The following is an 11,969-nucleotide window of genomic DNA, read 5'->3' as shown; positions in this document are numbered from 1 at the left end:
CGTCAACTGGTTGCGGAATGCCGGAATTCTGCGCGGCGCTTGAGTGCCTGGTTGAACTGTTCGAAGCCCAGTGCGGTCGAGTCCAACTTGCTTCCCATCAGAGCCGGCAGTACCCCGGTGAACGTCTCCTTGTGGTCGAGTAGGGTTCCCTCGCTGGTCTCGGTCAGGATGAACTCGTGCATGCCGTCGAAGATCCCCGGTACCAGAAGCCTGCCGATCCACCGCAGGTGCCTGCCCGGCTCGGCGACGAGCACCTTCGGCTTAAACGACATGGTGCGGGTGTCGCTCTGCCGGAGGGTGATGGCAAGCCGCTCGCCCGGTTCAGCACGGCCCGCCGCTTTGACCATGAACGGGTTCCACTCGGCATAGCTGTCGAAACCGACGAGAGTGTCCCAGACCAGGGATGCAGGTGCGGAGATCGTCACATTCGTTTCAACAATGCGCATTGCATTGAGCCCTTCGCCTCGGTTGTCATGTTGATGGTCACATACGCCTGAATCACCAGGTGACCGGTAGTGACTCCAGCGAGTTGACCAGCAGGCCAGGTTTCATCCGCAGTTCGTCAATCGGCTTGGCGAGTCGCAATGTGGGGAATCGCATGAACAGTGAGCGGATCGCGATTCGCAGTTCAGCCCTGGCGAGGGCGGCGCCGAGGCATCGGTGGATGCCATGACCGAAGGCAAGATGCGGGTTGACCTCTCGCTCGGCGGTGAGTGCTTCTGGCTGCTCGAACCGGCTCGAGTCCATGTTGGCTGACCCGATGGCGGCCATCACGGCACTACCCTTGGGGATGACCACGCCCGCCATCTCCACGTCCTCCAGAGCGATACGCAGCGGGCCGCCGTCGCCGATCGGGTTGAGCCTCAGCAGTTCCTCCACCAGGGGGGCGACGTACCCCTCGTCCTCCAGCAGGCGGTGCACTGTTTCCGGATGCCGCAACAGTGTCAGCACGCTGGTGCCGATCATGCTCACAGTCGTTTCGTGCCCGGCGACGAGCAATGTCATGGCCATCACGATCAGCTCGTTCGTGCCAAGTGCGCCCTGTTCATCGTGCGCGGTGATCAAGGCACTGAGCAGGTCGTCTCCACCCTCAACTCGCTTACGCTCGATCAGGTTGGCCATATAGCCAGCCATCTCGCGTTGGCGGGCGACGACCTGGTCGGCGGTGTGCGCGGTCAGGGAGACGACCGCGTCCGACCACACCCGGAAGCGCTCGCGCTCTTCGTGCGGAACGCCGAGCAGCTCGCAGATGACCATGATGGGCAGCGGGAACGCCAGGGCCTGGTTGAGCTCGACCTCCTCGCCTACTGTGTCACAGGCATTCAGAAGTTCGTCGGTGATCTGCTGGATCCGCGGGAGCAGCGACTGCACGCGGCGTTCGGTGAATGCGCCGGCGACGAGCTTGCGCAGCCGGGTGTGCTCCGGCGGGTCCAGGGTGAACAGGCTCCCCGCCGGGAAGTCGACCGGGGTGAGGCGAGGCGCCCCGGGCGCGATGGTGGCAGCCCGGCTGAATCGTGGGTCGGAGAGCACGAGCCGGGCGTCGTCGTAGCGACTGACCAGGTAGCCAGTGTCTCCGCTCGGCAGCAGGATGGCGGAAACCGGCTCGGACGCCCGCAGTTGTCCATAGATCGATGGCAGCTTGGTCACGTGCTCCCGACCAAAGGGGAAGCTTCGCGCTTCGGTCTGCCTGATATCCGCTGTGGTCACTGGTGATCTCCAGACTTGATTTGACGGACTAATAAGCGGTCATGAACTGGTTCGCAGCGGAGACCGATATCTGCAAAGGGCCTTCCGCAGATGTGCAAGCAGCTGGGCTGGTGAGTCCTTGAGGTAGAAATGGCCGCCGCTGCACGTGGTCACCGTGAACTCCGCGTCGGCGTGTGTGCGCCACGCAGATAGCTCGTGGCTCCCTGCCAGCGGATCCTCGTCGCCACCGAAGACATGCACGGGACAGGGAAGCCGCGTGAACGGCTGCTGGGCCGCGCTCGCGCACAGGGTGAGGTCATCGACCAGGATGGGAAGCAGCAGTGCGAGCCATTCCGGCCTTTGGAGCAGTTCATCTGGCAGCCCGCCGACCTCGTTGAGCCAGCTGACGAGTTTCGCCTCGCTGACCCGGTCGGCGGGCGGCAGCCCGGAGGGCAGGTGCGGTGGGCGGCAACCGGAAAGAATCACCGCCTCCGGCAGACGCCCTCCGGCCGTCGACCGATAGGCGGCGAGCCGATGTGCGATGAGCGCCCCCATACTGTGCCCGAAGAGGACATATGGCTGCTCAAGGGATGGACCCAGCTCCCGGTCCAGTTCCTTGACCAGACGGTCGATGTCGGTGAACCGAGGCTCCCGGATGCGCCGGTCGCGGCCGGGCAGAAGCACCGGCAGGACCTGTACTTCCGGGGCGAGCGCTCGCTGCCAGCCCCGGAAGAGGGAGGGGCCACCTCCTGCATGGTGGAAGCAGTACATGCGCAGCTCGGAGGCAGGATCGACCGGGACACCCAGGTAGAAGGTCACCGTAGCCCGCCCCGTATCCGGTTCTGCAGCCCGAGCAGGTTCAGTGCCAGACCAAGTACAGCGGGTACGACTGTGGCGCCGCGCATCGACAGCAAGGACCTGACGAGCCACAAACGTGTCTCCAGCAGGTGCTGGGGTGAACCGTGCACATCGTCATGCTCCAGGACCTCGCCGTCACGGATGTGCCGGCGCACCCGCGCCGGATCGGTAGCCGGAATGATCTCGTCCCGGCGACTGGCCACATAGCGCACAGGTATGTCCACCTGAGACAGCTCGGCGTCGGTGAGTGCCCAGTCCGCGATCCTCTCCTGCAGCTCATCGACGGGATGCCCCGTCAGATGAGCGAGCGTGCGCAAGGTCGTGCCCGGCAACTGCGACCACCACTGCCGATCGGTGAAGAACTTCGATATCGGCGCGCCGACCGTGCAGATGCCGCGCAGCCGCTCGTCGCGCGCCGCAGCCCGGATGGCGAGGTTCCCGCCGAAACTCATAGCGAGCACGTACGCTTCGGAGATTCCGCGCAGCTCGGCCAGGCGATCAAGCAGGGCGGGGAAGATCCGCCAGGCGTTCCTGTCGTACGGCACATTGCTCTCCCCTACGCCCGGCAGCTCGGCGCAGGCCACCGTCATGCCAAGGCGCCGAGCCATCGGTAGCAGCTCTCCCCACTGCTCCTTGATGCTGACGATCCCGCCGACCACGATCAGCGCGGGAGCGGCCCTGCCACGCGGTGAGGTACTCAGCCAGAACGGCATCCGGTCCCCGCCGACCACCACCTCCTCGCGGGTGATCTGGCGGGTCGTCGCCCAGCGCTGGAAGGCGTTCACACATTCTCGCAGGGCCGCATCCCTTTCAGGACCATCGACGAACGGAAACCGGGCCATGTTGTAGTGCCTGCAGGCCAGCAGGTAGTCGCCTGCGGTGAGATGGCGTTTTGCGGCGGAGGACCAGACATCAACCCAGGAACCCGCGCTACCGGCGCCGTCGGAGGTGATGCTCCACAGCAACTGCGCGCAGTCGGCTGGCGGAATGCCCTGCGCCTGAGCGTGGAGCAGTACCAGTTTCTTCAACTCGGTGAGGTCGTCGGCGTCGCCGCGATGTTCAGCACCGGACACCGTGCTCATGCCCCCACATCCTGCAACTGCTTCGCGACCGGATCGGCCACTTGCGGAATGGTGAAGTAGGCCCGGCCGAGCACCCGCTGCTTTACCGGGGGCAATGCGTTGATCATCCGGTACAGCGAGCGTCGCGTCAGCGTGGCCAGCGGCGACGAGAGGGTGAAGATCTTCTCCTGGCGGAGCTGCAGATCGCGGGCCTGTCGAACCTTGCCCTCGCGCACGAGCTGGAACCGGGTGCCGGCCCGATCCAGTGCCGTAGCAGTGTCCGGACCTGTCAGCGCCTGGTCCACCAGCCGGGCCAGGACGAGCGCGTCCATGATTGCGTGGTTCACGCCGTGGCCGAGGATCGGCGAGAGTGTGTGCGCGGCGTCGCCGGCGAGCACGAGTCCCGGGATGCTCCACTGTGGAACCACAGTGGTGAAGATGTCCAGCATCATTGTGCCCGACCAGCTTGTGATGTTTTTCCGTACGAGTGAACCCAGTTCGGGGGCGAGCTCGTCCATCCGCGCGTAAAGAGCGCCGATTCCCGCGGTCCGCAAGTCTTTCAGACCGCCCTTGGGAATATTTAACCCAACCCGCACCATGTCGGGATGGGTGGGCAGGAAGACGGCGTGTCGGTCCTGGTTGATGCGAATGCGGTATCTGTTGGGTTCCCACGCCTGCGGGTAAGGCATCTTGAACCACAGCACATCGCGTTCCAGTGGCGTTTTGTGGTGCTCGATTCCTGCCATGTCACGAATCTTGCTGTACCGACCGTCCGCGCCAATGGTGATGGGGCTGGTGATCTCCAAATCGCCCTGCGGGGTGCGGCAGCGGACGCCGGTCACCCGCCCACCGTCCCGCAGCAAGACGACCGCTTTCGCCGGTCGGATGATGCGGAACCCTGGGTGCTTGCTTGCCGCGTCGGCGATAACCCGCAGCAGCATGGGCTGCGGGATCTCCATGGGAAACGGCTGCGGCTGGTCGAACTGGCGGAAGTCGACCCGCAGGACGGGCCGGCCGTTCTCGCTGATCTCCAGCCCGTGTGCCTCCAGAACTTTCTGGTCACGGAGCGGCTGAAGCAGTTCCAACTGGTCGAGCAGCCAGACGGAGTCCGGCAGGATCGACTCGCCTCGGAAGGACCGGTCGAAGTCCTCACTCTTCTCCACGACGATGACATCGCGGCCTCGGGCAGCGAGGGCGAGCGCGAACACCAGCCCGGCCGGGCCGCCGCCGATCACACAGGCCTGGGCAGTGATCTGCTCGGTCATGATGTGTTCTCCAGATCAGTCTTGATCTCGTCGAGTACGTCCGCTGCCTCGGCTCCGTCGACCACCCGGTGGTCGAAGCAAAGGTTGAGACGCATCACTGGGGCGATGACAACCTCGTTTTCCCGAGCGACGGGGGTTGGCTTCACCTGGCCGAGGCCGAGGGTGATCGCGGTGCCCCCGGTCGCGTGAAAGCCGTTGACGGCACGGTGTCCCAGCGATGACACGGCCAGCGTTCCCATCAGCTGCGGGCGCTTCCCGAGGGCGGCCATTCCCGCGCGGAATGCGGGCCAGCCGAACAGCGCGGGCAATCGGTGAAGCATGACGGTGCCGCGCAACTCGGGCAGTTTGCCAACCGGGGTATCCCTGATCCGTGCGATTGCCCGCTGTATCTCGTCCAGGCCGGCTCCACGCAAGTCCGGCAACACCGCCGACAGCACGACCCGCTGCCCCGACAGCGTGCGGTCCATGGCGATCTTCGGACGCACGGCGCTGAAGTGCGCGAGCTTTGGCAGCACGCCACCGCCGAGTGCGGCATTGCAGTCGGGATGCTTCTCCAGCACCCGTGTCGCCGACCGCAGCACATAGCTGAGATACGAGTATCGGGCGCCTTCCTCTGAAGCGCGCTTCCGATGGGCGATCACCTCGGTGAAGTCGACATCGGTGTCCAGGAAGACCGGGGCCATCCGGCGTGCATGTCGCAGGAAGTACAGCGTGTGCCTGCGCTGCTTGGCGACCCTAGGCATCGGCCATCACGAGCTTTCGGGCCTGGTTCAGTGTGCGGGCTTCCAGCAGCGAATTGAGGGCAATGCTCTTGCCGGTTCGCCTCTCAAGCACGCTCAGCAGCCGGACCAGGTGCATGGAGTCCCAGTGCAGCAGTGTGTCCACGTCTCGGCTCAAGTCCTCAACGGACAGCCGCAGCCCCAGGTCCTCGTCCAGTAGTGTCAGGAATTCCGCCTCAGTCATGGTGTCGGTCTCCGCAGTAGGTTGGTCACGGCCAGATGGGTGAGGGGGCTGGGCAACTCGGCCAGGTCGTGTACCCATACCGTGGTGTCGCCGTCGGTTTCGGCCACCACAAACCCGTGCTCTTCATAGAACTGGGCGAACCGGCCGTTCTTCGGCGTTGGCCGGTACCGCGCCACTACTCGGTCCACTCTCAGCTCCGCCGCGTGCGCCAGGACCTCGCGCACCATCGCGCTCTCCAGGCCGCGGCCGAAGACGCGGCAGCTCAGCAGCATGTTGTCGATGTGCAGCTGGTCGTCGGCGATTCGGTGGAACACCACGCCGACTATGCCCGCCTCACCGAAACGGTCGCCGGAACGGACGGCCCACACGTCGCTGCCTGGCCCGGACAGCGCTGCCTGCACCTGTGCGAGGTCCATCCTGACCGTGGCCATATTGAACTGGTTTGTTCGCTGGGTTAGTTGGGCGATTCTCGACTGATCCTGCTCGTCCGGGCTAAAGATCTCAACCCGTGTGCCCAGACCGTTGAGGTACTCCTGCAGTGACGAGGACGTCGATCGGAGGGAGTCGCGCTGGACCTCGGCCTGATAGGAGTTCCGGCGAGCGCGGTCTTCGCCGGTCAGCCGTAGAGCGGCGAACCAGTCACCGGCCAGCAGCTGTTCGACGTGCCGTGTGGGCTCCCGATCGACCTCGACCACTGCTACCTGCGGTAGATGCTCGCCAACAAGCCCGCACTCGAAGGCGCTGTCGTCAACGAAGACCATGCTGTCCACGCCGAGGTTGAGCACCTCAGCCAGCCCGGCAATCCCCCGGTCCTTGGGCTCCCAGTTGGCGACGATGGCGACGAAGTCCTCCTCACGCAGCTCCATCTCGGCCCGCTCTGCTAGTGCCGCGCGCACGAGATGTTCGTCGTTCTTGCTGCAGACGGCAAGAAGGACTCCTTGCGAGCCGAGTTGGGCCACCGTGCGCTGGAATCGCCGGAACGCGTCGCCGGGACCGGTTGGGCCGATCTGCACCCCGGCCACGCCGTCATCGCCGAGTACACCCCCCCAAAGTGTGCCGTCGAGGTCCAACACGAGGACCTTCTTGGTCCGTCCGCAGAGTGCACGGGCGACTGCGGCGATCTCGTCGGCAATACGGCAGAGCAGCTCTTCGGAGTAGCCGACCTGGGTGTAGACCCGCATGCGCGGTTCGTCGAGGGACACCGGCGCGGTCAGCAACACGTCCAGGTCCAGCACGATGCACCGGGACAGCTCTGCGGCCAGTCGGAGCAGATCGGCGTTGAACTCCCGCCATGCCAGGCTGAGCCTTGCCCGGGACTGGAAGTCGACCAGCTGCTTCGCCAGCCACGCGGGCAACGGGACAGTGGTGAGCACCAGGGTGCCCGTCCCTGCCCGGTCGTGCTCGGCCGCCAGGGCACGTATCCGGTCGCCGGCCGATCGGAGCACGCGTTCACAGTCGGCTGCTGTCCACACTGCCGCGAGCTCGGAAGCGATCAAGTCGGGATCGAGCAGGCACACGGTGAGATCGGTCTGTTCGGAGTACACGTCACTGCCTGGGTCGCCCAGGTCGTTGACGTACTGTCCCTGGCCTCGCGGGCGGAGCAGCAGCTGGTTCCGAGCGAAGGCAGCGGCCAATGGCGCCTGCAGGGGCGCCGTGGTCCCGTTGCCGGTGATCACGACGTTGAGCGCAGTGACCATGGGGTCCGAGGCGGTGACCACATTGGGGTCCAAGCCGAGCAGCAGCTGCCCGAGCGCGGCCTGCCTGCGCTCAGGTAGCGAGCCAGCCAGTGTTCCTGCCTCAGCATAGGCAATGGCCAACCGTCCATTGTCGCGCAGCAGGCGAAGGCGGTCCCATGCTTGATCAGCATCGGTAGTCATGGGCGGCACCATCAAACCCCCTCGACAGCGAATCCGGCTTTGATCCACTTGCTCGACTCGACAGAGATCGCCAGGGCCCGCTCGCCTGGACTCAGCATGCCTGCAAGCCGGTCGAGCTGGAGGAACGGCAGGGCGTTGCCGTTGTTCCCGGTATCGGCGACACAGCTGACCTCGGTCGCCCCGGGCATGCCGAGCCCGGACACGATCCGCTCGGTCATCCGGCCGGAGAGCTGCGGCGGAAGCAGGTATGCCAGGTCCTCGGCCTGCCAGCCTGCGTCATCCAGCAGTTGCCAAAGGATCTCCTTCGCCATCGTGGGCACTCTTTCCTCAATAGCCTTGTAATCCTCGTCCACGGCCTGTCCGCCGCGCTCCCGGTCGGCCTCGCCGAACCAGCGGATCATCTGGCCCGGCCGCTGTCCGCGGCCGGTCACCTGATTGAGCACCGTGCGAATGGCCATACCAGCGGTAGGCCGCTCGCGGGCGACCGCGACCGCCCCTGCGCCGTCGCCGAAGAGCACGTAGTTGACCAGCTCAGCGGATGGGAGGGTGCCGAACTCCCGGTTCAGCCGCAGATGCTTGGCACAGACATCGCCGCCGATCACCAGGCCGATTTCGTGTTCGGGGCGCTGCAGCAGCAGGCATCCGAGGTCCAGGGCTTGGACGGCTCCAGCGCAGCCGGACTGCAGCTGGTACGTAGGCACTTGGTCGATACCAAGCCGGTCGGCAACCTGATTCACCGTCGCCGGCATCAACTCGTCTGGCGTCGCGGTCGCGAGCACCAGGAAGTCGATCTCGGACGCTGTGATCCCGGCCTGCTGCATGGCCTGCGCCCCGGCGCGCTCGGCCAGTTCGGCGAGGGTGCTGGTCTGCTCGCCGGTATCGAGGTCGATGGCGAAATGGCGGGTTCGGGTGCCGATGAACATGTCGATCCATTCGGCGCTGACACCGATCCGCCGGGCAAGGGCTGAGTTGTCAATCGGTGCGCCGGGCAGAGCGGTGCCCACCGCGCGGATGTAGCTGGTCGGTGTGGACATGGCTGTCACCTCGTTACTGTTCTGCGGTGGGCCGGCTGCCGCCGGAGGTACGTGATCAGGTCGCCGGAAGTCTCGATCTCCGCCAGCAGTTCCACTGCATCGATGGCGATTCCAAACTGGCGTTCCAGCTGAGCCTTGAGCTGGACGACCATGATGGAGTCGAAGCCGAGTTCGTCGCCGAGGTGGGCAGCGACCGAGATCTCTGTCGGCCTGTGGCCACTGATATCGCCGAGGATCGCGAGCACAGCCGTGTGCACGTCATCGATATCAGCCTGCTTTGGGGCGGACGGCTCGGCGTGGTGGGGGCGGGTGGTAGTGCCACCCGCTCGCGGCCTGTCGTTCCCGGCCGTGGTCCAGAATCGGCTGTCGGCGGCGAAGCGATAGGGCGTCAGCCGGACGAGCCGCTGCTGGTCAGCGTCGTACAGCGCGTCCCACGTCGGCCTGCTGCCTGCCCTGGCCAGCCGGGCGATCACGTCTGCAGGTTCCAGGCCGGTGGCCGCCGGACCGGGGCAAGGGGTGAGAATCTCCGCCGTTGTCTGGCGAGCTCTGCGGGCCATAGGACCGAGTACCCGCCGAGGGCCGAGCTCCATGATGAAGTCGGTCCGCCGGTCCTGGGCGGCTGCCATGGCGTCGGCCCAGCGCACCGGATTGCGTGCGTGCTCGGTCCAGTACCCAGCGTCCATCAGTTCACCGGCGGTGAGTTCCCGCCCGTACAGCGTGGAGTAGACGGGGATGGTGGCAGGCCGGTAGGTGAACTTGACTGCTACGGCGGCGAACTCTGCCAGCATCGGCTCCATGAGCGGCGAGTGGAAGGCGTGCGATACGTCCAGTGTCCGGGTGGTGATACCTCTTTCCTGCAGTGTTTTGGCGATGCGTTCCAGTTCGTCGACCGGCCCAGAGCACACAGTGTCTTCCGGTCCGTTCAGCGCCGCGATACCCACCGTGCCGTCAAGCAGGTCCAGCACTTCGGCCGGTTCGCCGCGCACCGCAAGCATGCCGCCGCCGGACGGCAGCTCCTGCATCAGCCGAGCGCGCGCCGTCACCAGCTCGCAGGCATCGGGCAAGGCCAATACGCCGGCGTGGACGGCAGCGGCGAACTCACCGACGCTGTGGCCGATCAGCCAATCCGGCTGGACCCCCAGCTCACTCAGCATCACCGACATCGCGTAGCCGACCGCGAAGATTGCTGGCTGGGCCAGTCCGGTCTGCTGGATCAGCGGCTCCTCGCCCAGTATCACACTGGAGACGGATCGGCCGAGGTGCTCGGCCATAGCCTGGTCCACGTCGGCCAGTGCCTGGCGGTACCCCGCGAACCGGTCGTGCAGCGCTCGCGTCATGCCCGGATATGGGGAGCCCTGCCCGGTGAACAGCCAGCCGACCCGGACGTCGCGCTGCGCCACATCGGATATACCGTCGGCGAAGGCGGGGTCCTCGGTGAACCTGCGTAGTGCCGCGGCGGCGTCCTGGGAACCCGATGCGGCGAAGGCCAGTCGGTGCTTGCCCGTCGACTTCACCTGGTTGCTCGTCCAACACAGTCTGGCGAAGCTGCGCTCGGGCAGCTTGGCGAGATCGGTCGCCAGCTGCGTTGCGTTGCGCTGGAGTCCCGCGCTGCTGTTGGCGGACAGTGTCACGATGCCTGGTGCGGGCCGCTCGGGCAGGGGCGTCGTGCGGTGTCCGCGCAGCACGAGGTGGGCATTGGTGCCGCCCAGCCCGAAGCTGCTCACCGCGAGCAAAGGCGCCGTACCCTTGAGCCGCTGAGGAGCCTTAAGCAGTCTCAAGCCCTTGGCGCGCAGGGCAAGTTGGGGGTTTTCGGTGTCGGCGTGCCTGCTCGATGGCACCACGCCGTGGTGCGCGGCGAGGGCCATCTTGATCAGTGCCGAGATGCCGGCCGCGCCCTCGGTGTGCCCGATGTTGCCCTTGAGCGAGCCGAGCCCGCAGGGGGTGGGGCGGTCGACGCCGTGCACTGCGCCGAGTGCGTTGGCCTCGATCATGTCGCCCAGCACGGTGCCGGTCCCATGTGCCTCGACGGCTGCGATCTGCTCCGGGCCGACGCCCGCCTTGCGGTAGGCATCCCGGATCACCTGCTCCTGGGACCAGCGGTTCGGTGCTGTGAGGCCGTTGCTCCGGCCGTCCTGGTTGACCGCGCTGCCCGTGATCACCCCGTAGATCGGCAGGCCTGCTGCCTCGGCGTCGGCCAGCCTGCGGAGCACGACAGCGGCAACGGCCTCACCGCGCACGATCCCATTGGCTTCGGCGCTGAATGGTTTGCAGGCGCTGTCCGGGGCCGACAATCCGGCCTGGGTGTAGAAGATGTTCAGCGCTGGAGTCATCATGATGTTGACTCCGCCGACGATCGCCTGGTCGCACTCACCCAACCGAAGCGCCGAGCATGCCTGGTGGACAGCTACCAGCGACGAGGAGCATGCGCTGTCCACCGCCCAGCTCGGTCCCTTCAGGTCCAACAGGTAGGAAAGCCTGTTGGCGATCATGCAGTAGCCGTTGCCAGAGCCAAGGTGTGGGGTGATCCGGTCGTAGTCGGTCATGTGCAGATGGGCCCACTCGTTGCCCATCACCCCGATGAAGACCGCCGTGGCGGTTCCTGCCTGCGCGCGCGGATCCAGGCAAGCGTCCTCCAGCGCCCTCCACGCGACCTGAACCATCAGGCGCTGTTGGGGATCCATCGCCTCGGCCTCCTTGGGGGAAATGCCGAAGAACTCGTGGTCGAAGACATCCGGGTCGGTGAGGAATCCGCCGGTGGTGGTGTTCAGCCGGCCCGAGCCCAGTAAGGCGTCAGGGTCCCATCTGTCGTCGGGGACGGTGCTGATGGCGTCCGCACCGCGCATCAGCAGGTCCCAGAACTCCGCCGGATTCGCCGCGCCCGGAAACCGCCCGTCAATACCGACGATGGCGATCTCCGTCATACCGTTTCCTTGGCGGCACGCATCGACGCCGTCAACCCCTTTGCCAGGGCGCTGATGGTCGGGTAGTCCCAGGCCAGGGTCGGCTCGACCTCGATACCCAGCGTGTCCTCGATATCGGCGGTCAGCGTCAGCGCGTAGACCGAGTCCAAGCCGAGATTGGCGAACGATTCCTGCGGATCCACCTCCCGCGTGTCCAGGCGCAGGTAGCTCGCGACACGTTCTATCAGCCAGAACTCAAGCTCGACCGGGCTGATCTCGGTGTTCAACGTCATGTCATCTCCTGATGTTCTGTGTGGTGACTCGG

The 11,969-nt window shown here is 65.8% G+C and carries 11 protein-coding genes; all 11 read right to left on the bottom strand.

Features of this window, described 5'->3' with window-relative positions; genetic code table 11:
- Nucleotides 1-2 precede the first annotated feature (2 nt).
- The 11 genes from AS857_RS36705 to AS857_RS08075 are packed head-to-tail and all read right to left on the bottom strand — an operon-like array spanning nt 3 to nt 11,937.
- Entirely contained in the window at nt 3-446 is a 444-nt protein-coding gene (locus tag AS857_RS36705; RefSeq protein WP_063278416.1) for an SRPBCC domain-containing protein, read from the bottom strand.
- Nucleotides 447-498: 52 nt separating this feature from the next.
- Nucleotides 499-1,707, bottom strand: coding sequence for a cytochrome P450 (locus AS857_RS08120; RefSeq protein WP_058042455.1), 1,209 nt, complete (start codon nt 1,705-1,707; stop codon nt 499-501).
- Between the two features lie 39 nt (nt 1,708-1,746).
- The gene (locus AS857_RS08115; RefSeq protein WP_107105535.1) at nt 1,747-2,505 is read right to left on the bottom strand and encodes a thioesterase II family protein; all 759 of its coding nucleotides are present in this window, start codon (nt 2,503-2,505) and stop codon (nt 1,747-1,749) included.
- Nucleotides 2,502-3,626 carry an alpha/beta fold hydrolase gene (locus AS857_RS08110; protein ID WP_058042454.1) on the bottom strand — a complete coding sequence of 375 codons (1,125 nt, stop codon included), beginning with the start codon at nt 3,624-3,626 and terminating at the stop codon, nt 2,502-2,504. Before AS857_RS08110 ends, AS857_RS08115 begins: the two co-directional genes overlap by 4 nt.
- A complete protein-coding gene (locus AS857_RS08105) occupies nt 3,623-4,870 on the bottom strand; it encodes an FAD-dependent monooxygenase (RefSeq protein ID WP_058042453.1) in 1,248 nt (415 codons plus the stop codon). The genes AS857_RS08110 and AS857_RS08105 overlap by 4 nt, the downstream gene beginning before the upstream one ends.
- Nucleotides 4,867-5,553 carry a 2-oxo acid dehydrogenase subunit E2 gene (locus AS857_RS08100; protein WP_245699683.1) on the bottom strand — a complete coding sequence of 229 codons (687 nt, stop codon included), beginning with the start codon at nt 5,551-5,553 and terminating at the stop codon, nt 4,867-4,869. The genes AS857_RS08105 and AS857_RS08100 overlap by 4 nt, the downstream gene beginning before the upstream one ends.
- 52 nt (nt 5,554-5,605) lie before the next feature.
- Complete coding sequence (locus AS857_RS08095; RefSeq protein ID WP_058042451.1) at nt 5,606-5,833, bottom strand: hypothetical protein; 228 nt, start codon at nt 5,831-5,833, stop codon at nt 5,606-5,608.
- Nucleotides 5,830-7,710 (bottom strand): HAD-IIIC family phosphatase, encoded by a 1,881-nt coding sequence (locus AS857_RS08090; protein ID WP_063804283.1) that lies wholly within the window; start codon nt 7,708-7,710, stop codon nt 5,830-5,832. Before AS857_RS08090 ends, AS857_RS08095 begins: the two co-directional genes overlap by 4 nt.
- A gap of 11 nt (nt 7,711-7,721) precedes the next feature.
- Complete coding sequence (locus AS857_RS08085; protein ID WP_058042449.1) at nt 7,722-8,744, bottom strand: 3-oxoacyl-ACP synthase III family protein; 1,023 nt, start codon at nt 8,742-8,744, stop codon at nt 7,722-7,724.
- A 5-nt stretch (nt 8,745-8,749) separates the two neighbouring features.
- Entirely contained in the window at nt 8,750-11,665 is a 2,916-nt protein-coding gene (locus AS857_RS08080; protein WP_058042448.1) for a type I polyketide synthase, read from the bottom strand.
- The gene (locus AS857_RS08075; RefSeq protein WP_058042447.1) at nt 11,662-11,937 is read right to left on the bottom strand and encodes an acyl carrier protein; all 276 of its coding nucleotides are present in this window, start codon (nt 11,935-11,937) and stop codon (nt 11,662-11,664) included. Before AS857_RS08075 ends, AS857_RS08080 begins: the two co-directional genes overlap by 4 nt.
- Nucleotides 11,938-11,969: the final 32 nt, after the last annotated feature.

Source organism: Streptomyces roseifaciens, assembly GCF_001445655.1.
GTDB lineage: Bacteria > Actinomycetota > Actinomycetes > Streptomycetales > Streptomycetaceae > Streptomyces > Streptomyces aureoversilis.
The sequence above is the reverse complement of the archived record's forward strand: the minus strand, read 5'-3'. Positions and strand labels throughout refer to the sequence as shown.